The following is a 22,227-nucleotide window of genomic DNA, read 5'->3' on the forward strand; positions in this document are numbered from 1 at the left end:
TCCGACGCCCCGCCCTCCCCGTCCGACGCCTCGCCCTCCCCGTCCGACGCCTCGCCCTCCCCGTCCGACGCCTCGCCCCGGCCGTCCTCGCCGCCCGGCGCCCCGTCGTCGGCGGCCGTCTCCCCCCGCGTCTCCCCCCGCGTCTCCAGCAGCCCCTCCGGCGGCACCACCTGCTTCTCCTCCGCGAAGTGGCAGGCCGAGTCGTGCCCGGCCGGGGTGTCCGCCAGCCGGAAGACGGCCGGGACGGCCAGCAGCGGCACCTCCAGTTCGCACCGCTCCTGCGCCTTCCAGCACCGGGTGCGGAAGCGGCAGCCGGAGGGCGGGTTGGCGGGCGACGGGACGTCGCCGTGCAGGATGATCCGCTCCCGGTGCTCCCGGGCCGTCGGGTCCGGCACCGGGACCGCGGACAGCAGCGCCTGGGTGTAGGGGTGCGTGGGGTGGTCGTAGATCTGCTCGTCCGAGCCGATCTCGACGATCCGGCCCAGGTACATCACCCCGACCCGGTCGGAGATGTGCCGGACGATCGACAGGTCGTGCGCGATGAACACGTAGCTCAGCCGGAACTCAGCCTGGAGCCGGTCCAGCAGGTTGACGACCTGCGCCTGTACGGAGACGTCGAGGGCGGAGACGGGCTCGTCGGCGACGATGATCTCGGGGTTCAGGGCCAGACCGCGGGCGATGCCGATGCGCTGGCGCTGACCGCCGGAGAACTGGTGCGGATAGCGGTTGATGTACTCCGGGTTGAGCCCGACGACGTCCAGCAGCTCCTGGACCCTGCGGCGCCGGTCGCCCTTCGGGGCGACCTCGGGGTGGATCTCGTACGGCTCCCCGATGATGTCGCCGACCGTCATGCGCGGGTTCAGCGAGGTGTAGGGGTCCTGGAACACCATCTGGATGTTGCGGCGCACCGCCTTCAGGGCGCGCCCGGACAGCTTGGTGATGTCCTCGCCCTTGTACCTGATCGCGCCGGCCGTCGGCTGTTCCAGGTGCACCAGCATCTTGGCCACGGTCGACTTCCCGCAGCCGGACTCCCCCACGATGCCGAGCGTCTCGCCCGCCGCGAGGTCGAAGGAGACCCCGTCGACCGCCTTGACGGCACCGATCTGCTTCTTGATCAGGATTCCCTGGGTCAGCGGGTAGTGCTTGACCAGATCGCGGACCTCCAGGATCGGTTCGCCGCCCGCCGCGGCGGAGGCGGCCCGTGACTTGGCGAGCAGCGCCCGGGCCTTCTCGCCCTCCTCGCGCGCTTCCCTGCGCCCCGAGTGGTCAGCGTGCATCGAGCGTCTCCTTCCAGAAGTAGCAGGCGCTCTCGCGGTGCTCGGCCACCTCGAACAGCGGCGGCACCTCGCCCCGGCAGATCTCCTGGGCCATCGGGCAGCGCGGGTTGAAGGCGCAGCCGGGCGGGATGTGCAGCAGGTTGGGCGGCAGGCCCTTGATCGCGTACAGCTCCCGGCCCTTCTGGTCCAGGCGCGGGATCGACCGGAGCAGGCCCTTGGTGTACGGGTGGGCGGGTGCCCGGTAGATCTCGTGGACCGGGGCGGACTCGACGATCCGGCCCGCGTACATCACGGCGATCTTGTCGGCGACGTCGGCGACCACGCCCAGGTCGTGGGTGATCAGGATCAGGCCCATGTTCAGCTCGCGCTGGAGCTCGGCGAGCAGGTCCATCACCTGGGCCTGGACGGTCACGTCGAGGGCGGTGGTGGGTTCGTCCGCGATGATCAGCGACGGTTCCAGCGCCATCGCCATGGCGATCATGATGCGCTGGCGCATGCCGCCGGAGAACTGGTGCGGGAAGTTCCCGACGCGTTCCTTGGCCGCCGGGATGCGGACCCGGTCCATCAGCTCGACGGCCTTCAGCTTGGCGTCCTTGTGGGACATCCCCCGGTGCACGACGAACATCTCGCCGAGCTGCTCCCCCACGCTGAGCACGGGATTGAGGGAGGAGAGCGCGTCCTGGAAGATCATGGCCATCTCCTGGCCGCGGATCTTCCGGCGCTCGTCCTTCTTCATCTTCAACAGGTCGCGGTCCTTGAAGAGGATCTCGCCGCCGCTGATCTTCCCGGGGGGCATGTCGAGGATGCCCATGACGGCCTGGGCGGTGACCGACTTGCCGGAGCCGGACTCGCCGAGGACGGCCAGCGTCTCGCCCTCGGCCACCGAGTAGTTGACCCCGTTGACGGCCTTGGCGACGCCGTCGCGGGTGTGGAACTCCACGTGCAGATCGCGCACTTCGAGCAACATGGCAGCGGGCTCCTCAGCGCAGCTTGGGGTCGAGGGCGTCGCGCACCGCGTCGCCGAGCATGATGAAGGCGAGCACGGTGACCGCCAGGGCTCCGGCGGGCCAGAGCAGCATGTGCGGGGCGTTGCGGATGTACTGGGACGCGGCGGAGATGTCGATGCCCCAGGAGACGGCCGGCGGTTTCAGGCCGACGCCGAGGAACGAGAGGGTCGCCTCCAGCGAGATGTACGTGCCGAGCGCGATGGTCGCGACGACGATGACCGGCGCGATGGCGTTCGGGGTGATGTGGCGCAGCATCATGCGGGTGTTGGAGGCGCCGAGCGCCCGTGCCGCCTGTACGTAGTCGTTCTGTTTGGCGGTGATCACGGAGCCGCGGGCGATGCGGGCGATCTGCGGCCAGCCCAGCAGCACGATGAAGCCGATCACCGGCCAGACGGTGGAGCTGGTGACCACGGAGAGGAAGACCAGGCCGCCGAGGACCACCGGGATGCCGAAGAAGACATCGGTGACACGGGAGAGGATCGAGTCCGACAGGCCGCCGAAGAACCCGGCCAGGCCGCCGAGGACGCCGCCGAGCAGGGTGACGCCGAGGGTGGAACAGACGCCCACGGTCACCGAGTTCCTGGCCCCGTAGACGGTACGGGTGTACACGTCGCAGCCCTGTCCGTCGAAGCCGAAGGGGTGCCCGGGCTGGGAGCCCTGCTGGGCCTTGGCCAGGTCGCAGTTGAGCGGGTCCTGGTCGGCGATCAGCGAGGGCCAGATCGAGATGATCACCAGGAAGAGGATGATCAGGGCGGAGATGATGAAGACCGGGTTGCGGCGCAGGTCCCGCCAGGCGTCGGACCACAGACTGCGCGGCTTCTCGGCGGGGCCGGTGCCCTCGGGGCCGCCGGGTGTCCTTTCGAGGGTCGTGCCCTCCTCCAGGGCGAGGTCCATCACGCCTCCCGCTCCGGCGGACGAGATCGCCTCGTCCGGTGTCTGCTCAGGCATAGCGGATCCTCGGGTCGAGTACGGCGTACAGCAGGTCGACGAGCAGGTTCGCCGCCAGGAAGACGAGGACGAGGATGGTGACGAAGCCGACGACGGTCTGGGAGTTCTGGCGCAGGATGCCCTGGTAGAGCTGGAAGCCGACGCCGTGGATGTTGAAGATCCGCTCCGTGACGATCGCGCCGCCCATCAGTGCGCCCACATCGGTGCCGATGAAGGTGACGACCGGGATCAGTGAGTTGCGCAGCAGGTGCCGGATGACGACGCGGCGCCTGGGCAGGCCCTTGGCGACGGCGGTGCGGACATAGTCGGCGCGGGCGTTCTCCGCGATGGAGGTCCGGGTGAGCCGGGTGACGTACGCCAGGGAGACCGAGGCGAGGACGAGGCCCGGTACGAGCAGCTCGTTGAAGGGTGCCTCCGAGGAGACGGAGGGTTTGATGATGCCCCACTCGACTCCCAGGAGGAGCTGGAGCAGCAGGCCGGTGACGAAGGTCGGGATGGAGATGACGACCAGGGTCAGGATGAGCACGGTGGTGTCGACGGGGCGGCCGCGGCGCAGGCCGGTGACGACTCCGAGGCTGATGCCGATGACGATCTCGAAGACGATCGCCACGATGGTGAGCCGGATGGTGATGGGGAAGGCGGTGGCCATCAGCTCGGTGACCTTCTGACCGTTGAACGCGGTGCCGAAGTCGCCGGTGAAGACATTGCCCATGTAGGTGAGGTATTGCTGCCAGACGGGCTTGTCGAGGCCGAACTCCGAGCGGAGCTGGGCCGCGGTCGCGGGGTCGCACTGGCGGTCGCCGCAGAGACCCGCGATGGGGTCGCCCATCACGTTCACCATGAGGAAGATCAACAGCGTGGTGCCGAAGAAGACCGGGATCATCTGCAGCAGCCGCCGGATCACATAACGTCCCATGAAGGGCTCCGGGGGTCGCGGTGGTCAGAGGCTCGGGGCTGGGAAGTGACGCGTCCGGGGGACGGGGAGGCCGGGTGGCCGGTGCGTTCCTGGCACCGGCCACCCGGCCTCAGCGGGTCACTTGACCTTGATCTGCTCGTAGACCGGGACGCTGAACTGGTTCAGCGACACGTCGGTGATGTTCTCCGAGTAGCCGGCGCTGCCGTTCTGGTACCAGAGCGGGATGACGGGCATCTGGGCGACCAGGACCTTCTCCGCGTCCTGGAAGGTCGAGACCGCCTTGGCCTTGTCGGACTCGGCGTTGGCCTTGTCGACGAGCCCGTCGAACTCCTTGTTGCTCCACTTGCCGTCGTTGGACGAGGCGTCGGTGTAGTACACGGGCTGCAGGAAGTTCTGGATGAGCGGGTAGTCCATCTGCCAGCCGGCCCGCCAGGCACCGGTCAGCTTCTGCTGGGAGACCTGGCTGCGGAAGTCGGCGAAGGTGCCGACGGGGGCGCCGACGCACGCCTTGTTGTTGCCCATCACCTTGTTGATGCTGTTGCAGACGGCGTCGACCCACTCCTTGTGGGAGCCGGTGTCACCGTTGTACGAGATCTTGAGCTGGCCGCCGGGGATGCCGCCGCCCTCCTGGATCAGCTTCTTGGCGTTCGCCGCGTTGTACTCGCAGGGCGCGCCGCACAGCCCCTTCTTGAAGCCGCCCGCCTCGCCGAGGACCGGGGAGGTCCAGTCGGAGGCGGGGGTGCGGGTCTTCTGGAAGATCTGATCGGTGATCTGCTGCCGGTTGATCGCCATCGACAGGCCCTGGCGGACCTTGACGCCGCCGGGGGTGTCCCACTTCTTGTCGTAGAAGGGGAAGGCGAGGGTCTGGATGATGCCGGCCGGGGTGTTGATGTACCGGTCGCCGAGGTCCGCCTTGACGTTCTTCAGCTGCGAGGCGGGCACGTCGTCGACGAGGTCGAGGTTGCCGGCCGTCAGGTCGGTGTAGGCGGTGTTGTTGTCGGTGTAGACCTTGAGGTCGATGCCGCCGTTCTGCGCCTTGTCGTCGCCGGGGTACTTGTCCCACTTGCGCAGGTTCATCGACGAGCCCTTGGTGTACTTGTCGACGGTGTACGGCCCGTTGCCGATCGGCTTGGCGACCCAGGCGGCGTGGTCGGTGAAGAACGCCTTGGGCAGCGGGGCGAAGGCCGGGTAGCCGAGGGTGTCGGGCCAGAGGGAGAACTTCTGCGACAGCTTGACGGTGAACGTCTTGTCGTTGAGCACCTTGAGGCCGGAGAGCGTGGCGGCCGAGGCGCTGCCGGAGTCGGGGTGGACCTTGCTGTAGCCGTCGATGTAACCGAAGAAGTAGGCGTTCTTCTGATTGTTCTTCAGCTGGGCCCCGTAGTTCCAGGCGTCCACGAAGGACTTGGCGGTGATCTTCTCGCCGTTGCTGAAGGTCCAGCCGTCCTTCACGGTGACCGTGAAGTTCTGGTTGTCCTTGGTCTCGATCTTCTCGGCGAGCAAGTCGGTGGCCGCGCCGGTCTTCGGGTCATACCTCTTGAGCCCCCGGAAGATCATGTCGAGGACCTTGCCGCCCTGCACCTCATTGGTGTTCGCGGGTTCCAGCGGGTTCTGCGGGTCACCCCAGGAAGAGCTCACGATTCCGTTCGCCCCACCGCCGCCACCACCGCTGCCCCCTCCGCCACATGCCGTCGCCGCCAGGGCGACGACGACCGCACATGCGGCGCACTTGGTCTGTGTGGCTCCGCGCATGGAGTGCCTCCTCGTAGTGCTCCGTCTCGCTTAGGGCTCAATATCGCGAGGAAAGCGACACCTAGCACGTTTGCGGCACCCATCCGGGGGAGGCCGAAGAGAAACAGGAAGCAGGAGGCCGGACAGTCCAACTAAACATGCACGCGCATTCGAATCCCGTTCCATCGACGAACGGATTCAGGCGGAGCGGATTCAAGCGGAGGCAGCCGTCGGACGGAGTCAGTCGTCGGGCGGAGACAACGACCGTTGCCAGGGGGTCTGCACAAGCCCCGGATGAGCTTGGTTGCCCAGGGGGTGGGTATCCGCCCGGCATCTGCGGCAGTTTCCGGACCTGCGAGCCGATCGGGAGAAGGACACCACACGGCCCCGGCGGCGATGCCCCGCTTCATCACCCGCCGAGAGGCCTCTCAGGACCCACGTACAGGCCGACACGCCTATCCGCGTTCAGTGGATTGTCCGCGCTCGACGCTCAGCACGTCGGACCGCTCGCCCCCTCGCCCTCCCCCCCTCGCCTCCGTACTCACACCGCAGGACTCGACACACCCACCGGATCAACCGCGACGACCTTTCCCGCCGCGACAGTAACGACAAGGTCGCCATCGTGAAGGGAAGGAAGGCGGTGGGTAATAAATATCAACGTTCTTCCATCGCCCGCATCACGCAGGTTCGCGAAGATGGATTCGGTGGTTTCCTTGTCTATCCCACTGGAAAACTCATCGATCACCATGACCGGGTAACCGGAGAGCAGGCTGCGGGCGAGAGCGAGCCGCTGCCTCTCTCCCCCGGACATCTGCGCCCCCCGTTCGCCGACCAGTGCATCCAACCCTCGGGTCGTACGTTCAACCGTATGAGCCAGGCCAACAACCCTCAGAGCGTCCGCCATGGCTTCAGGGGTGCAACTGGGGTCGCCGAATGCCAGGTTCTCACGTATCGACTGGTTGAAAAGCACGGATTCCTGAGGGACCAGGCTGACCACGCTCCCCGGGTTCCCTACCGTCGAACCGTCCGAAAGATCGATACGAACGCTTCCTTCCTCGGGGACTAGGAGGCCAGCCAACATCAGTGCCAGTGTTGTCTTTCCAGATCCTGAAGCGCCAACGATAAATACCATCCCGCCAACGGGCAGGGTCATGCTGATCGAATCAACAGCCCTGTCATCGGCTCCGGGGTACCTGAAACTCAACCCGTCCAGAGAAATACTCGAGACACTCGCGTCGCCAGTGGAACGCACAGCCACCGGGCTTGGTTTTTGATTGGCGGAAGCATCAATGGATTCGAATATACGCTCAAACAGAGCGCCGCTCGCCTGGATTTCAGAACTCAGTTGCAACAACTGCTGTATCGGCATGGAGAGGCGAGCCTGAAGTTCCGTAATCACGATCACGGCGCCAAGTGAAACGTCACGGAGCAGAGTCCCGGCCGCCCAGTAAACCGTAATCGGCATGAGTGACAGCGTCATCGATATGATCGCAAACGCTGTGCGCCCAGCCATTCTCTGCTTCCATGCTTCGTCGGCAGCCTTGAGCGAGAGCGACTCAAAATTCGCGAGCTGCCAGTCCTCGCGAGCCATCGTCCTGCCCAGCAAGATTCCGGACAGGGACAGATGGTCTCCAACCAGTTGCATCATGTCGGTGACACGCTCTTGCTGAGAATGTGCGAGCCTTCGCTGCCTCTTTGCGTATCGATTATTCAACATGTTCAATGCTGCGGCCAAGGTCAACGAAAGAAGCGCGATCTGCCAACTCATGATTACCATGATGATGGCAGCAGCCAGCAGACTCGCTACCGCACCGATGATCCCCTGTGCTGCAAAGGTAAGCACATTACCCACACCGCCAATATCGCTGGCGATCCGCGTCTGCACTTCCGACGTCGAATTCGAAGTGAAGTACTCCAGCGGCATCTTCTGCGTGGCTGCGTACACTTCCTTGCGGAGTGCGTGAACCAGGTTCTGCCCCATTCGATTATTCAGTCGGGCAGTTATCACGGTCAGGAGGCTCGTGAGAACATTCGCCACCAGCATGACGGCGCACAGAGAACTCAGGAGCCCAACCTTGTGCTGAGGGAGAGCAACATCAACCACTTCTTTCAGCAACACCGTGCTGACCATCGTCAGCACGACAGAGAAAAGAATAACTGCAATGGAAGCGAAAAGCCTTCTCGGGTCACGCGAGAGGAGTTTCGCCACTCTGATCCAGAGCAGGGGCTTTTCAGGAAATACCTTCTTCAAAGCCCCCCCCTCCGTCACGCTCAGTAACCTCTCCGGACGCCACAGATCCTTTCAGGCCGCTGGGGGATCTCCGACCGATGCCGAGAGAATCGAGAAGCCTTCGCGCAATCCGATCAGTCATCAAGAGGAAATCACTGTTGGCATGTGCCATCGGAAGTCCCGGCGTTACGATTCGATACGAAGTTCCCACTCCGATCGCAAATCGGGTTCTGCTCACTGATCCATCAGAACGGATGAGTTCACCAAATTTGGTAACTCGAATTGCCTCCACCCCAGGATTCTTACTCTTCTTTGATTTTGAACGCCTCGCCACAGAACTTATTTCACCCCTTCCGTAAAGCCCGATCCGCAGGGCGTCGGTGCTACGCGACACTGAATGTTGCGCAATGCGCGCATCGATCACATGGGTGATGTCGATCGAGGCCTGTGGAAGCGTTGCGCTGGTACATTCGATTGCCCTCAGGCTCGGCTGTACTAGCCTCGTCCCCGCGCCCAAAAAAGTAACCACCCCACTTCTAGAGAGGGCAATGAGTTCCTTCTGTCTAGGCCACGGGGCCCCACCATTCAGAAATTGAAGAATCGAACGCAGCCACCCCTGCACACCGCGAAAGAAGTCGAGGTTCTCCATCTCTTGCTCCGAGTTGGAGAGCCGGGCGAACTCAGCGTAGAAACGATGCACACTCGTCACCAGAGCCTGATAGCAACTGAAGTTCTCGGACAGCATCTGGTTCGTTCCGTGAGCGATGTAGCGTCTCATCCATTTCTGCAGTTCGGGAATACACTGAAAGGAAACGCCCTTCAGTGGAGCACCCATGGATTCAAGATCCAGACGATCTTCCTCCTTCGTGATCGTTTCTCTGACAAGCTCTTCCTGCAGGGGCGACCCCGGCGCCGCACTGAGAAAAAGCTGTGAGAACCGCCCCCACGAAATGGAGCATCGGCCTGGGTCGGACGAGATGAGTTCTGCATAGTACGCGTGCTCGAGATCGCCGTGAATCCCTTTTCGGAATCCCTCGAGTTCAGCCGGATCCTTGGGGTGTTGATAGAACTCCCTGATCCTCTTCGAGGAGACATAATGCGGAACAGTGCACTTCGAGAGTCTCGACTTCCCCAACGGCCAAAGTACGGGGCGGTACGGTACGCCTCTTCCGGAACCCACGAATAGGTACGGCTCCCTACCCGACGGCTCGTAGGACATCTTTCCATCGGCCCCATGGCGGAAGACTCCGCCCCGCTCCTTTGTAAAGAGTTGCAGATAATCAAAAAAGGTGAGCCCCATCCCTTGCACCAGGGTCGGCTCGCCCGGCCCGACAGCCGCTGCCGCACTCAACGTGGCCGGCCCCGGTGGCGTATACGTGCCGCCCCCTGCGGGCAAGAGATCTGCCAGGTGGCTCTGCTCATCCGTGAGAAGCGGCGAGGGGTTGCCCTGCGCCAGAATCACGCGGTGGCACTTGATAGGAAGGGATTCCCCCTCCAGCCAGACCTCGTCGAGCGTCCCTGGCTTCTCCGAGCTGGGGCAGACATCGATCACTTTCCGCTCATGCGTGTTCACATGCAGATTGTCCGGTGCATTTTCGATTACGAAACCGAGGAACCAGCGCATGTAGTCACCCATCAATGAGCGAGAAGCCCACCGATAGCCCGATGACGCACCGAGCAGGCTGTCGAGCCCCTTGTCGACACTGAGTGATCTACTGTTGCTAGCGGCCCACTGACTGAGAGTCGGCCCCTTGCGAACGGGTCCGGCACATTCCAATGATTCATCCACGAAGAGGGAAACCGATCCGGCCAGCGAATTCATCCAGAGTTGGTCCGGCTGATCCTCCCGCCAGATCTTTCCTCCACACCCGAGGTACGGGTCGATGAGATGCACCTGAACCTTCCGATCCACCGAATAGTCGGGGAGGTTGGCACAAATTCTCTCGAGTGCTGACAGACCGTACGGCCCCGCACCGACTATGGCGATGACAAAATCACCTTTATCGCAACTCACCATTACACGCTTCCGCATTCTCACTGATGATCGAAGTATATGCTTCTCGCAGTTGCTACTTCTTCGAGAAGTACGTCAGCATCGGGAAAGTTCTGATCGCGTTCCACTATGACCGTGCGGGGATTGCAGAGTTCCGCAGTATTTCTGGCCAAATCCCAGATGCCCTCGGCTATGGATTCCGAGTGACTGTCAATCAGCTTCCCCGTGGAAGTTGTCACCCCGCCAGCAAGATGAATATGCACAACGCGTTCCAGGGGAAGCTGGCTCAGATACACTTCCGGGTCGAATCGATGGTTCTGCGAGTTGATATAGAGATTTGCTACGTCCAAGAGGATCAGTGAGTCAGAATCGACTACCACGTCAGCAAAAAATTTAGCGGCCTCCAGATGGTCGGACGTGGTGGATATCGAATAGGTTATGTTCTCGATTGCCAGGGGTACGCCGAGAGCTGAATTCGCCTGTTTCACGTTGCGCACACAGGCGCGTCGACTTTCAGCACTGACGATCGGCGGGCACAAGTGCTGCGAGTCGATTCCTGGGATATGCGTGGCAGCAAGGTGCTCGCTGTAGTAGTCGGACTGGCAGACTTCTACTACCTCGCGCACTCTCTCCAGGTACTTCGTATCAATGCGCCCGGCGCCGGCGAGAGACATCGCGACACCATGGGTCACAGTGTCGAATCTTTCGGATATCTCACGCAGTTGGCCAAGGCTGCCGGGTGACATCCACTGATCCGCGAGTATCTCGACCACATCGATGCCATGCTCCCGGGAAGCAAGATTCTCACTCAGCTCTTGGCGATACCCCAGGCCTGCCCCATGATTCGATATTTCTTTCACGGTACCAACCACTGCTCTGCCTTTCAGTGCGCTTCAGAGTTCTGCAGGAATCGATTTGAACTGCCGCCCCATGCCAGCCCAAAGCATGCCTCTTCATCCTGTGGTCCCATGCGTATCCGCCATAGCCGCTATCCTGGAGGGTTCCCTCTGCGCAGCAATCTCCCGATCCCGCATCTTCCAAAGCAGGCACCCCCTGCATGCTTCACATCCTTGCAGGGGCAATATTCTTTTCTCCTCCACCTGAGCGGAGAAATCCTCGACCAGCAACTCATCCTGAACCAGATGGTCGCTCTCGCTCATCCCTGGCCTTCCACGTGGCGGTACCCTATGGCCCCCACACTGGCGACACCAGTTAGAAGCGACTTCATCGAGCCTTCTGTGATTACCAGCCCCTGGTCTACACAAATTTTCATCAACTCGGAGGCGCTGACGGGATCCGAAAGATTCCTGAGGGCCTCGCAGGCAACGCTCGCGAGTCGCAGGATAACTGGTTTATCCACCTGGCGCGGAGGTGCAACAAGGATATTTGTCGGTTTGGTTTCACCGTCCATTTCAGCCTTGCCGAGAAATATTGAAAGCGGATCCGTGCCGAAGCCCGCAATGAATGTGCGATCAGGCTTCCAGTAGAGCGATTCCCATGAGAAATTTTCGGTGCGCGCAGAATCGCCCTCTGGTGCTGACCGGTTCAAAGCGGCCCGGGGCTCGCGCGCGCAGAACAGCGCGAGTTCGAACTCTGCAACATCCGCTACAGCCTCCGGTACACCTTCCCGGAAGTCGGAATATTCACGAACAAAGGGAACGAAGTTCACGGCTACAGCTTCCCGGCCCTGGGAGCGCGACGGCCTGAATACGTCAAAGTACTCCCGGATGATCGCCGGTTCGTTCTGCTCGATCCACTTGCACGTACAAGGAAGTGACGACTTGAGAAGCATTCCATGCTTCCCTCTGAGGGATGCCGCGAAATCATCCAATTCGCCTGGCGTGATCGCTGATACTACTCTTGCTTCTTCTCCATGAAGTCCCATGTGCGCTGCGTAGGCATGAGCATCAAATCTGTGTGCCAGTCGGTAGCCAGAGTCAAGGTAAATTTTAAAGAGTGCCGTCTGTGCGCTGTGGAGATTCATTCTTCCGTTTTCCCGCCGTAGGAACTTGGGAGACCGGAGGTGCCGAGCCAAAGAATTATGGCCAGTCAGATGGTCCTCGACCTGCTCTCTGTCGTGGTTCCCATATTCCTCCTCGTATTTCCCCGCCCCGCACCGCATCGAATCCGATGCGGTGCGGGGCGGGGAACCATAGGTAATTCCTATACGTGCTTAGGGTTTGCTGGGGTGCTCGTGACAGACCCCGCAGAACCCGCCACCCCCGCCTGAACCGCTGCACGTGGGCGGCAGCTTGGTGGCGAGGAGTTCCTCCTCGGCTTCGTCGAGCTCAATCATGAAAACGAGTTCTTCTTCCACGTCTTCTGCGATAGCCACGGGCGTGAACGTTGCCACTTCGCTCTCCTCACTATCCGGGATGGACTAATTGCGCTGGCAGCGTAGACAGAGGTTTCCGGAATCTGCAAGGCACTTAGGCACGGCGATCCTCGACACATTTATCCCTGTGGTGGATCTTTCCGCTCTTTTCCCTCTCGATTGCAAGAAATAAGGGAAACCGAGACTAATCGGCCACCAGGGCACCTTGATGAGCGGAGTTCGAAATGGCAACCCCATAGCGCAGGGGCTGCCGAGGCTGAACCCGTGATGTCAGGGCCCCACACCTTCGCCGGGGGAGGGTGTGGCGGGGTGCGCAGGGCAGCAGAAGCCCTCGGACCCGTCACATCGGTCGTTGTCTCTGCGAGGCCGGTGGATCAGCCTCGGCCGGTGGCCGCGTTGTAGCAGGTCAGCGCCTTTGACCCACCTGGCAGCAGCATCGTCGTTCCGCTCCTCGGGGCGTCGGGCCGGGACTTGGCAGGGCCAGCCGTTACGCATCAGGAGCTTGCGCACACCCTGGATCGTGTAGGTGAGGAGGAAGCGTCGGCCGATCACGATCCTGATCCGCGCCAGCGTCCACCGCTGGTCCGCCCAGCCGTGCATGGCCGACCCCTTGGCCAGCTCCTCCTCGAGTTGCGCAAACTGTTCTTCGCTCAGCCTCGGCAGCGAAGCCGGCCCCTGCGACCGCAGGGCAAGCGTGCCGTCCTCCTCTCATGCCTGCCGCCATCGCTGCACCGAGCGAACGCCGATACGCAGGTCCCTGGCGATCACCGAGCTCGTCTCGCCCCGGGCGAACTGCTCGGCCGCCTGGAATCTCAACCCCTCGCGGAACCGCAGACGTTCGGCGGTCAGCCCGCCCCCTTGTGGATACCGCATACCTCCGGTCATACCGCAGTCGGTAGCCAGTCGTCAGCCTTTACAACACCACGAGTTCAAACCCGCCGACCGCAATGCGCCGTCGGCTCGCTGGTCGCACATCGACCCCTCGGCTGCGTGCAGATTTCGCAACACCGGTACCGAATATCGAACCCATTGACCGATTTTACCCATTAAGTCCAATCAACTCCCCTTCGAAGGAAAATAAAAGCAAAGTTATGCCCTTGTTTGAGTCATGGTCGGGTCAATTACCTAAAGAGAAACCCAAGCGCGTTAGACATTCATTGACCCTGCATGAATTGCGTTGAAAAGGTCCCGGTAGCCCGTAGGTGTTGCCCTGCGGAGTCCTTCGACCCTCCGGGCCAGGAGCACCATGACGATTCCAACCCCGCAAGCCGCCACCGTCGTTGAGGTGGAGGATGCGAAGCTGCAGTCCACAGCAGGCCCGTCCACGTCCAAGGCCGGCGACGGCCGCTCACCGGGCAAGATGGCCTGGCTGCGCTTCAAGCGCGACCGTACGGGCATGATTTCGGCCTATGTAGTCATTTTCTTCTTCGTGATCGCCGTCTGCGCGCCGCTGATCGCGAAGCTGTACGGCAAGGACCCGTACACGACGTACGGACAGAACGACACCAGCCTGCTGGACGAATTCGGTTCACCGATGCTGCCCAACGGCGGTATCAGCGGCGACTTCTGGTTCGGCATCGAGCCGGGTCTCGGCCGGGACGTCTTCACCTTCCTGCTCTACGGCATCCGCAACTCCCTGCTCATCGCCGCGGCAACCACCTTGCTGGTGACGGTACTTGGCATTGCCATCGGTATCACCGCGGGCTATCTGGGCGGCAAGACCGACTACCTCGTGGGCCGGGTCATCGACATCCTGCTGGCCTTCCCCTCCACCCTCTTCTTCATCGCCTTCTGGCCGGTAGTGCTCTCGATCCTGGTCCCCCCGGATGAGAACACCCCGGTCTGGCTGACCGTCGTCAGCCTCATCACAGTCATGACAGCCCTCGGCTGGGCATCCATCGCACGACTGCTGCGCGGCGAGGTACTCGCCCTGCGCGAGCGCGAGTTCGTCGAGGCGGCGAAGGTGACTGGTTCTTCCCCGGCGCGGATCATCTTCAAGGAGCTGCTGCCGAATCTCTGGACGCCGATCCTCATCCAGGCCACGCTCGCGCTGCCCGCATTCGTCACAGCGGAAGCGGGCCTCGCCTTCCTCGGCGTCGGCCTCACCGACCCGACACCCGACTGGGGCGTGATGATCCAGCGCGGATCGGACGTCTACCAGAGCGACATCACGTTCATGCTCTTCCCCGGCGTCACGATGGTGATCTTCGTCATCGCCTTCAACCTGCTGGGCGACTCGGTGCGTGACGCACTGGACCCGAAGACCAAGCGCTGAACCGCACTTCCTCCGGCCGGGCGACGGGGCCCACCGGATCGAACGTCTCTCTCCATCGACCAGAGCAGGAAGCCATGCCCCTTTCCCGCAGAAACTTCGTCATCGCCACGTCGGTCGCCGCCGGCGGTTCGATGGTTCTCTCCGCGTGCAGCAGCGGCAGCTCGGCCAAGAAGGGCGGCGGCGCCGGACACGGCGGTGCCGACAAGTACACCGGCTCGGTCGTCGTCGGCACGAAGGCCGACTCCACCGGTCCGGCCGCCGAGGTCCCGGGCGCGAAGAAGGGCGGCACGATCCGCGGCATCGCCCCGGACGACTTCTCGCACCTGGACCCGCAGCGCATCTACTTCTCGTGGAACTCCGCGATAGGTGACCTCTTCATCCGCAGCCTGACCGGTTACAAGATCGCGTCGGACGGCTCGATGAAGCTGGTCGGCGACCTCGCCACTGACGCGGGCACCATGTCCGACGGCGGCAAGACCTGGACCTTCACCCTGAAGGACGGTCTGAAGTGGGAGGACGGCAAGGAGCTCACCATCGAAGACGTGCGCCACGGCATCGAGCGCGGCTTCGCCAGCTTCACCACCGAGGGCGCCGGCTACACCCAGACCGCGCTGACCGGCACGGCCGACTTCCGCTCGAAGTACAAGGGCCCGTTCGGCGGCAAGCACCTCGACTCGGTCGTGACCGACGCCAAGGCGAAGACGATCACCTTCAAGCTGGCCGAGGCCCGCCCGGACCTCAACTTCACCCTGGCGATGACCTCCTACGGTGCCGTCCCGGTCAAGGGCGACACCAAGGACAAGTACGACAAGGACCCGGTCTCGTGCGGTCCGTACCGCATCAAGGCACACGCCATCGACAAGTCGATGACGCTGGTGCGCAACCCGCACTGGGACCCCAACACGGACTCGATCCGCAACGCGTACCCGGACAGCTTCGTCTACGAGTTCGGCCCCGAGTCGCTCCAGGCCGCCGACCGTCTGATCGCCGACGACGGCGACGACAAGTACGCGGTCATGGCGTACAGCGGTGTCCCGGCCGAGCGCATCCAGAAGGTCCTCACCGACCCCGAGCTGAAGAAGCGCACCTTCAACGGCCTGCTGACCGGCATCTACTACTACGCGATCAACACCAAGCGGATCACCGACCTGAAGGTCCGTCAGGCCATCATCCACGCCTGGCCGCTGGAGCAGATCCGCAAGATCTACGGTGGCCCCTCGGCCGGTGACTACGCGACGTCCATCCTCAGCCCCGACATCGTCGGCTACGCCAAGGACGACGTCTACGGCAAGCTGAAGAAGCCGCAGGGCGACCCGGAGGCGGCGAAGAAGCTGCTGAAGGAGGCCGGCAAGGAGGGCCAGAAGGTCGTCTACGCCTTCCCTGCGAGCAACAACTACAACAAGACCAAGGTCGTCATCGAGAACGCCCTCAAGGCGGCCGGTTTCACCCCGGTCATCAAGCCGCTGGACTCCACCAGCTACTACGACCAGATCCAGCAGATCGACAACCAGTTCGACGTGATGTGGTTCGGCTGGTCCCCGGACTGGCCGACCGGCTACACACTGATGCAGCCGCTGTTCGACGGCGGCACGATCGCCAACGGCGCCAACAACATCTCGCAGTTGAACGTCGACTGGGTCAACGAGGCGATCAAGAAGAACGTCACCATCGCCGACCCGACGGAGGCCGGCAAGGCCTGGGCCGCGCTGGACAAGCGGATCATGACGGAGGAGGCGCCGATCATCCCCGAGACGTTCCAGCGCCGTTTCTACCTCTACGGCGAGAAGGTCGGCGGCGCCATGTTCCACCCGCTGTGGTCCTCGGCCGTCTTCTACAAGCTGTTCGTGAAGGCCTGACGCCCACACTCCTGAGGCGGGGCGCCCGTACGGCGCCCCGCCCGCTCCACTCCCCCTCGTCGGCGTCTGCCAGGGAAACCCATCGCCATGTTCCGCTTCCTCATCCGCCGGGCAATCGGCGCACTGGTCATCCTGCTGATCATCAGTGCCATCACTTTCGTCCTCTTCTACGTCGCGCCCCGCGATCCAGCTCGTGTGGCCTGCGGCAAGGTGTGCACACCCGAGACGCTGGCACTGGTCAAACGCAACCTCGGCATATCCGACCCGCTGCCCGTGCAGTACTGGCACTGGCTGCAGGCCGTGTTCGTCGGCCGGGACTACAGCTCCTTCGGGCACTGCCCGGCACCGTGCCTGGGCTACTCCTTCCACAACCGTGAGCCGGTCCTCGGCACCATCCTGGACCGCCTCCCGACGACGCTCTCCCTCTCCGTCGGCAGTGCGGTCGTCTTCGTGGTCTTCGGTGTGGGTACTGGCATGCTCGCCGCGGTCAAGCAGGGCAAGGCGCTGGACAAGGTCGCCTCCTCGGCGTCGCTGATCTTCTCCTCGATGCAGATCTACATCGTCGGCGTGATCGCCATGTACTACCTCGCGGACCAGTGGCACATCCTGAGCCGGCCCAAGGACGTCCCCTTCGCCGAAAGCCCGTCCGCCTGGTTCTCCGGACTGCTGCTCCCCTGGCTGGTGCTGGCACTGATCTTCACCGCCAACTACACCCGCATGACCCGCTCCCAGCTCGTCGAGTCGCTGAACGAGGACTACGTACGCACCGCACGCGCCAAGGGCCTCTCCCGGCGGACGGTGTTCTTCCGGTTCGCCTGGCGCGGCGCCATGGGGCCGATCGTCACCATCTTCGGCCTCGACATCGGTCTCCTCCTGGGCGGCGCGATCATCACCGAGAAGACCTTCGGTCTGCACGGCATCGGCGCCCTCTCGGTCAAGGCCGTCTACGACAACGACTTGCCGTTGATCCTCGGCGTCGTCCTGATCGCGGCAGCGGCAATCGTCGTCTTCAACATCATCGTCGACGCCGTCTACGCCCTCATCGATCCACGCGTCCGCCTCGCCTAGGGAGAGATCCAGTGAGCACCCCCTTCCTCTCCGTACGCGATCTGCGCGTGCACTTCTCCACCGAAGACGGCATGGTCAAGGCCGTCGACGGGCTGTCCTTCGACGTCGAGAAGGGCAAGACGCTCGGCATCGTCGGCGAGTCCGGTTCCGGCAAGTCCGTCACCAACCTGACCATCCTCGGCCTGCACCACCCCGACCACACCGAGATCGAGGGCGAGATCCTCCTCGACGGGCAGGATCTGCTGGCCGCGTCGGAGCGGGAGCTGGAGCGGCTGCGCGGCAACAAGATGGCCATGATCTTCCAGGACGCGCTGGCCTCGCTGTCGCCGTACCACACCATCGGCAAGCAGATCGGCGAGACGTACCGCAAGCACACCGGCGCCTCCAAGCGGGAGGCGCGGGCGCGGGCCGTCGAGATGCTCACCAAGGTGGGCATCCCGCAGCCCGACCTGCGGGTGGACGACTATCCGCACCAGTTCTCCGGCGGTATGCGCCAGCGCGCCATGATCGCCATGGCGCTGGTCTGCGACCCGGAGCTGCTGATCGCGGACGAGCCGACCACGGCGCTGGACGTCACCGTGCAGGCCCAGATCATGGACCTGCTCAAAGACCTCCAGCAGGAGACCGGCACCTCGATCATCTTCATCACCCACGACCTCGGCGTCATCGCCGACATCGCGGACGACGTGCTGGTGATGTACGGCGGTCGCTGTGTGGAGCGCGGTACGAAGAAGGAAGTGCTGAGGAAGCCCCAGCACCCGTACACCTGGGGCCTGCTGGGTTCGATGCCGAGCCTCGAAGGTCCGGTCGACGTACCGCTGTCGCCGATTCCCGGCTCCCCGCCGAGCCTTCTCAACCCGCCGACCGGCTGCCGCTTCCACCCCCGGTGCACGTTCACCGAGCAGGTCGGCGGCAAGCGCTGCGCGACGGACCAGCCGCCGCTGGAGCTGACCGCCGGGCGCGGCGCCGCCTGCCACCTCACCACGGAGCAGCGCGCCGAGTTCTTCGCAGACTTCGCCGGCACCCGGCCCAACTGACGTACAAGAGACGGGACTTCCCCACCATGAGCAGCAAAGATCCCCTCCTGGACGTCTCCGGACTCACCAAGCACTTCCCGATCAAGGGCGGCTTCCCGATCCGGCGGACGGTCGGCGCGGTGCAGGCCGTCGACGGGCTGGACTTCAGCGTCGCCGAGGGCGAGAGCCTGGGCCTGGTCGGCGAGTCCGGCTGCGGCAAGTCGACCACGGGCCGACTGATCACCCGGCTCCTGGAGCCGACGGCCGGCACGATCTCGTACCGCGGGCAGGACATCACCCACGCCTCGCGCAAGCAGCTGGCGCCGGTCCGCTCCGAGATCCAGATGATCTTCCAGGACCCGTACGCCTCGCTGAACCCGCGGCAGACCGTCGGCAAGATCATCACCGCGCCGATGGAGATCAACGACATCAACCCGGCGGGCGGCCGCGAGGCGCGGGTACGGGAGCTGCTGGAGACCGTCGGGCTCAACCCGGAGCACTACAACCGCTTCCCGCACGAGTTCTCCGGCGGTCAGCGCCAGCGCATCGGGGTGGCCCGCGCGCTCGCCCTGGAGCCGAAGCTGATCGTGGCCGACGAGCCGGTCTCGGCGCTGGACGTGTCGATCCAGGCCCAGGTGGTGAACCTGCTGCAGAAGCTGCAGAAGGAACTCGGCATCGCGTTCCTGTTCATCGCCCACGACCTGGCCATCGTGCGCCACTTCTCGCAGCGTGTCGCGGTCATGTACCTCGGCAAGATCGTGGAGATCGCCGACCGCGAGGACCTGTACGGCAACCCGCGTCACCCGTACACCCGGGCGCTGCTCTCGGCCGTGCCCGAGGCGACCGCCGACGAGACGCCGGCCCGTGAGCGCATCCTCCTCACCGGCGACGTCCCCTCCCCGGTCAACCCGCCGTCGGGCTGCCGCTTCCGTACCCGTTGCTGGAAGGCGACGGACAAGTGCGCGAGCGAGGCCCCGCCGCTGGTACGGGTGGAGGGCAGCCGGGAAGGCCATCTGACGGCCTGCCACTACCCCGAGGTCACGCAGTCCGTCGCGGCCGTCCCGAAGGCCCGTACCGCCCCCTCCGGGCCGAAGCTCGACAAGAACACCGAAGACCCCACGGCCGGGGCCTGACACCCCAGCCCCGGCCCCCGGGGCGCCTCGCGGACAGGGACCCGATCGGTCCTCGGACGCGGGGCTCCCCGGTCCCGAGGAACCGAGCACGTGAGCCCATTGACCCGAGCCACCTGCGCGCCCGGTTCCGGGAAAGGAAGAAGCGCCCGGAACCGATCGGTTCCGGGCGCTTCCGCGTCACGCGGGACGTGTCACACGGGATGTGTCACGCGGGACGTGTCACACGGGACGTACTGCTACGAGGCCGCGCCGACGATGTCCTTCTCCTCGGCGAAGTGGCAGGCCGACTCGTGCGCAGCGGGGCTGTCCGAGCCCTTGAAGCGCTCGGGGACGGCCAGCAGCGGCATCTCCGTGGAGCACTTGTCCTGGGCCTTCCAGCACCGGGTGCGGAAGCGGCAGCCCGACGGCGGGTTCGCCGGCGACGGGACGTCACCGGCGAGGATGATCCGCTCGCCGCGCTCACGGGCCTCGGGGTCCGGGACCGGGACCGCCGACAGCAGCGCCTGGGTGTAGGGGTGCGTCGGGTGGTCGTAGATCTCCGCGTCCGTACCGATCTCGGCCATCTTGCCGAGATACATCACGCCGACCCGGTCGGAGATGTGCCGGACGATCGACAGGTCGTGCGCGATGAAGACGTAGGAGAGGTTGAACTCGTCCTGGAGCTTCTCCATCAGGTTGATGACCTGCGCCTGCACCGACACGTCGAGCGCGGAGACCGGCTCGTCGCAGATGATGATCTCCGGGTTGAGCGCGAGGCCGCGGGCGATGCCGATGCGCTGGCGCTGGCCGCCGGAGAACTGGTGCGGGTAGCGGTTGATGTACTCCGGGTTGAGGCCGACGACGTCCAGCAGTTCCTGGACCTTGGCCCGCCGGTCGCCCTTGGGGGCCACCTCGGGGTGGATGTCGAAGGGCTCGCCGATGATGTCGCCGACCGTCATGCGCGGGTTCAGCGAGGTGTACGGGTCCTGGAACACCATCTGGATGTTCCGGCGGACCGCCTTCAGCGCGCGGCCGGACAGCCGGGTGATGTCCTGGCCCTTGTAGAAGACCTCGCCGGACGTGGCCGTCTCCAGCGCCATCAGCAGCCGGGCGACCGTGGACTTGCCACAGCCCGACTCGCCGACGATGCCGAGCGTCTCGCCCTGGTAGAGGTCGAAGGAGACCCCGTCCACGGCCTTGACCGCACCGACCTGGCGCTTGAACAGGATGCCCTGGCTCAGCGGGAAGTGCTTGACCAGATTGCGCACCTGGAGGATCGGCTCACCGCGCTCCACCGGGGCTTCGATGGCCGCGACCGCCGCCGTCTCGTCGACGGCGCCGACCGACACTACCTCGGTGACGTTCGGGGTGGCGTCCATGGAACCGTCCGTCTTGTCGAGCTCAGCCATGGATCGTCTCCTTCCAGAAGTGGCAGGCGCTGCCGCGTCCGGGCAGCTCGCTGCCGTCCTGCTCGGAGACCGGCACCAGGGCCGGAATCTCCGTGCGGCAGATGTCCTCCGCCTTGGGGCAGCGCGGGTTGAAGGCGCAGCCGGACGGGATCTTGAGCAGGTTGGGCGGCAGGCCCTTGATCGCGTAGAGCTCCTGGCCCTTCTGGTCGAGCCGCGGGATCGAGTCGAGCAGGCCACGGGTGTACGGGTGCGCGGGCCGCTTGTACAGCTCGTGCACCGGTGCCGTCTCGACGATCCGGCCCGCGTACATGACCGCGATCTTGTCCGCGACGTCGGCGACGACGCCGAGGTCGTGGGTGATCAGGATCAGACCCATGTTGAACTCGGTCTGGAGCTCCTTGAGCAGGTCCATGACCTGGGCCTGGACCGTCACGTCGAGCGCGGTGGTCGGCTCGTCCGCGATGATCAGGTCCGGCTCCAGCGCCAGTGCCATGGCGATCATGATGCGCTGGCGCATACCGCCGGAGAACTGGTGCGGATAGTCGCCGACCCGCTGCTTGGCGGCGGGGATCTTGACCCGCTCCATCAGCTCGATGGCCTTGAGCTTGGCCTGCTTGCGGGAGAGTCCCTGGTGGACCCGGAACATCTCGCCGAGCTGGTAGCCGACCGAGAGCACGGGGTTGAGCGAGGAGAGCGCGTCCTGGAAGATCATCGCGATCTTCTGGCCGCGGATCTTCCGCCGCTCCTCGTTGCTCATGGTGAGCATGTCCTGACCGCGGTACAGGATCTGGCCCTGCGGGATCTTGCCGGGCGGCATGTCGAGAATGCCCATGATCGCCTGGGCGGTCACGGACTTGCCGGAACCGGACTCACCGAGCACGGCCAGGGTCTCGCCCGAGTCCACGCTGTAGTTCACACCGTTGACGGCCTTGGCGACGCCGTCCCGGGTGTGGAACTCCACGTGCAGGTCGCGCACTTCGAGGAGTCGGGCGTCGTCCGGCCCCCCGGAGCGGGGCGCCGGGATGTCTGCTGTCTTGTCAATGATGGTCACGTCTTA

General features: G+C 64.2%; 19 protein-coding genes. 5 read left to right on the forward strand and 14 right to left on the reverse strand.

The window, feature by feature from the left end:
* The 12 genes from EES42_RS03415 to EES42_RS47535 all read right to left on the reverse strand — a co-directional run.
* The coding region (locus tag EES42_RS03415; protein ID WP_241196221.1) for an ABC transporter ATP-binding protein at nucleotides 1–1,277 on the reverse strand (1,277 nt) is incomplete at its 3' end.
* Nucleotides 1,267–2,244 (reverse strand): ABC transporter ATP-binding protein, encoded by a 978-nt coding sequence (locus tag EES42_RS03420; protein ID WP_124716584.1) that lies wholly within the window; start codon nucleotides 2,242–2,244, stop codon nucleotides 1,267–1,269. The genes EES42_RS03415 and EES42_RS03420, both read right to left, overlap by 11 nt.
* 13 nt (nucleotides 2,245–2,257) lie before the next feature.
* Nucleotides 2,258–3,232, reverse strand: coding sequence for an ABC transporter permease (locus tag EES42_RS03425; protein ID WP_124716585.1), 975 nt, complete (start codon nucleotides 3,230–3,232; stop codon nucleotides 2,258–2,260).
* Nucleotides 3,225–4,148, reverse strand: a complete 924-nt coding sequence (locus EES42_RS03430) for an ABC transporter permease (RefSeq protein WP_124716586.1) — start codon at nucleotides 4,146–4,148, stop codon at nucleotides 3,225–3,227. Before EES42_RS03430 ends, EES42_RS03425 begins: the two co-directional genes overlap by 8 nt.
* 117 nt (nucleotides 4,149–4,265) lie before the next feature.
* Entirely contained in the window at nucleotides 4,266–5,897 is a 1,632-nt protein-coding gene (locus EES42_RS03435) for a peptide ABC transporter substrate-binding protein (protein WP_124716587.1), read from the reverse strand.
* 520 nt (nucleotides 5,898–6,417) lie between these two features.
* Nucleotides 6,418–8,127: an ABC transporter ATP-binding protein gene (locus tag EES42_RS03440; protein ID WP_124716588.1), complete on the reverse strand. Its 1,710-nt coding sequence runs from the start codon at nucleotides 8,125–8,127 to the stop codon at nucleotides 6,418–6,420.
* Nucleotides 8,108–10,138: an FAD/NAD(P)-binding protein gene (locus EES42_RS03445; protein WP_124716589.1), complete on the reverse strand. Its 2,031-nt coding sequence runs from the start codon at nucleotides 10,136–10,138 to the stop codon at nucleotides 8,108–8,110. The genes EES42_RS03440 and EES42_RS03445 overlap by 20 nt, the downstream gene beginning before the upstream one ends.
* Nucleotides 10,139–10,140: 2 nt before the next feature.
* Nucleotides 10,141–10,959, reverse strand: a complete 819-nt coding sequence (locus EES42_RS03450) for an MbnB/TglH/ChrH family RiPP precursor modification enzyme (RefSeq protein WP_164495155.1) — start codon at nucleotides 10,957–10,959, stop codon at nucleotides 10,141–10,143.
* Between the two features lie 296 nt (nucleotides 10,960–11,255).
* Nucleotides 11,256–12,083, reverse strand: coding sequence for a hypothetical protein (locus tag EES42_RS03455; RefSeq protein ID WP_124716591.1), 828 nt, complete (start codon nucleotides 12,081–12,083; stop codon nucleotides 11,256–11,258).
* Between the two features lie 189 nt (nucleotides 12,084–12,272).
* Nucleotides 12,273–12,452: a hypothetical protein gene (locus EES42_RS03460; RefSeq protein WP_124716592.1), complete on the reverse strand. Its 180-nt coding sequence runs from the start codon at nucleotides 12,450–12,452 to the stop codon at nucleotides 12,273–12,275.
* A gap of 252 nt (nucleotides 12,453–12,704) precedes the next feature.
* On the reverse strand, nucleotides 12,705–13,034 hold the full coding sequence (locus EES42_RS45970) for a helix-turn-helix domain-containing protein (protein ID WP_241196222.1): 330 nt from the start codon (nucleotides 13,032–13,034) through the stop codon (nucleotides 12,705–12,707).
* Nucleotides 13,035–13,142: 108 nt separating this feature from the next.
* Nucleotides 13,143–13,319 carry a helix-turn-helix domain-containing protein gene (locus EES42_RS47535; protein WP_266490777.1) on the reverse strand — a complete coding sequence of 59 codons (177 nt, stop codon included), beginning with the start codon at nucleotides 13,317–13,319 and terminating at the stop codon, nucleotides 13,143–13,145.
* Nucleotides 13,320–13,680: 361 nt separating this feature from the next.
* On the opposite strand from EES42_RS47535, the gene EES42_RS03470 reads away from it, so the two are divergent.
* From EES42_RS03470 to EES42_RS03490, 5 genes are all read left to right on the forward strand, one after another.
* Nucleotides 13,681–14,709, forward strand: a complete 1,029-nt coding sequence (locus EES42_RS03470) for an ABC transporter permease (protein WP_206433354.1) — start codon at nucleotides 13,681–13,683, stop codon at nucleotides 14,707–14,709.
* A 74-nt stretch (nucleotides 14,710–14,783) separates the two neighbouring features.
* On the forward strand, nucleotides 14,784–16,565 hold the full coding sequence (locus EES42_RS03475) for an ABC transporter substrate-binding protein (protein WP_124716593.1): 1,782 nt from the start codon (nucleotides 14,784–14,786) through the stop codon (nucleotides 16,563–16,565).
* Nucleotides 16,566–16,652: 87 nt separating this feature from the next.
* Nucleotides 16,653–17,633: an ABC transporter permease gene (locus EES42_RS03480; RefSeq protein ID WP_124716594.1), complete on the forward strand. Its 981-nt coding sequence runs from the start codon at nucleotides 16,653–16,655 to the stop codon at nucleotides 17,631–17,633.
* 71 nt (nucleotides 17,634–17,704) lie between these two features.
* Nucleotides 17,705–18,670, forward strand: coding sequence for an ABC transporter ATP-binding protein (locus EES42_RS03485; protein ID WP_241196281.1), 966 nt, complete (start codon nucleotides 17,705–17,707; stop codon nucleotides 18,668–18,670).
* A 26-nt stretch (nucleotides 18,671–18,696) separates the two neighbouring features.
* The gene (locus EES42_RS03490) at nucleotides 18,697–19,782 is read left to right on the forward strand and encodes an ABC transporter ATP-binding protein (protein WP_124716596.1); all 1,086 of its coding nucleotides are present in this window, start codon (nucleotides 18,697–18,699) and stop codon (nucleotides 19,780–19,782) included.
* 236 nt (nucleotides 19,783–20,018) lie between these two features.
* Here the strand turns inward: EES42_RS03490 and EES42_RS03495 are convergent, their stop codons facing one another.
* Nucleotides 20,019–21,170, reverse strand: a complete 1,152-nt coding sequence (locus tag EES42_RS03495; RefSeq protein ID WP_124716597.1) for an ABC transporter ATP-binding protein — start codon at nucleotides 21,168–21,170, stop codon at nucleotides 20,019–20,021.
* Nucleotides 21,163–22,221 (reverse strand): ABC transporter ATP-binding protein, encoded by a 1,059-nt coding sequence (locus EES42_RS03500; RefSeq protein WP_124716598.1) that lies wholly within the window; start codon nucleotides 22,219–22,221, stop codon nucleotides 21,163–21,165. Before EES42_RS03500 ends, EES42_RS03495 begins: the two co-directional genes overlap by 8 nt.
* Nucleotides 22,222–22,227 lie beyond the last annotated feature (6 nt).

The organism is Streptomyces sp. ADI95-17 (assembly GCF_003846175.1).
GTDB classification, from domain to species: domain Bacteria; phylum Actinomycetota; class Actinomycetes; order Streptomycetales; family Streptomycetaceae; genus Streptomyces; species Streptomyces sanglieri.

Excerpts from the sequence above, each read along its gene's own strand:
- EES42_RS03420 (WP_124716584.1), bottom strand. The coding sequence starts at position 2,244 with ATGTTGCTCGAAGTGCGCGATCTGCACGTGGAGTTCCACACCCGCGAC.
- EES42_RS03425 (WP_124716585.1), bottom strand. The coding sequence starts at position 3,232 with ATGCCTGAGCAGACACCGGACGAGGCGATCTCGTCCGCCGGAGCGGGA.
- EES42_RS03430 (WP_124716586.1), bottom strand. The coding sequence starts at position 4,148 with ATGGGACGTTATGTGATCCGGCGGCTGCTGCAGATGATCCCGGTCTTC.
- EES42_RS03435 (WP_124716587.1), bottom strand. The coding sequence starts at position 5,897 with ATGCGCGGAGCCACACAGACCAAGTGCGCCGCATGTGCGGTCGTCGTC.
- EES42_RS03445 (WP_124716589.1), bottom strand. The coding sequence starts at position 10,138 with ATGCGGAAGCGTGTAATGGTGAGTTGCGATAAAGGTGATTTTGTCATC.
- EES42_RS03455 (WP_124716591.1), bottom strand. The coding sequence starts at position 12,083 with ATGAATCTCCACAGCGCACAGACGGCACTCTTTAAAATTTACCTTGAC.
- EES42_RS45970 (WP_241196222.1), bottom strand. The coding sequence starts at position 13,034 with ATGCACGGCTGGGCGGACCAGCGGTGGACGCTGGCGCGGATCAGGATC.
- EES42_RS47535 (WP_266490777.1), bottom strand. The coding sequence starts at position 13,319 with ATGACCGGAGGTATGCGGTATCCACAAGGGGGCGGGCTGACCGCCGAA.
- EES42_RS03470 (WP_206433354.1), top strand. The coding sequence starts at position 13,681 with ATGACGATTCCAACCCCGCAAGCCGCCACCGTCGTTGAGGTGGAGGAT.
- EES42_RS03475 (WP_124716593.1), top strand. The coding sequence starts at position 14,784 with ATGCCCCTTTCCCGCAGAAACTTCGTCATCGCCACGTCGGTCGCCGCC.
- EES42_RS03480 (WP_124716594.1), top strand. The coding sequence starts at position 16,653 with ATGTTCCGCTTCCTCATCCGCCGGGCAATCGGCGCACTGGTCATCCTG.
- EES42_RS03485 (WP_241196281.1), top strand. The coding sequence starts at position 17,705 with ATGGTCAAGGCCGTCGACGGGCTGTCCTTCGACGTCGAGAAGGGCAAG.
- EES42_RS03490 (WP_124716596.1), top strand. The coding sequence starts at position 18,697 with ATGAGCAGCAAAGATCCCCTCCTGGACGTCTCCGGACTCACCAAGCAC.
- EES42_RS03495 (WP_124716597.1), bottom strand. The coding sequence starts at position 21,170 with ATGGCTGAGCTCGACAAGACGGACGGTTCCATGGACGCCACCCCGAAC.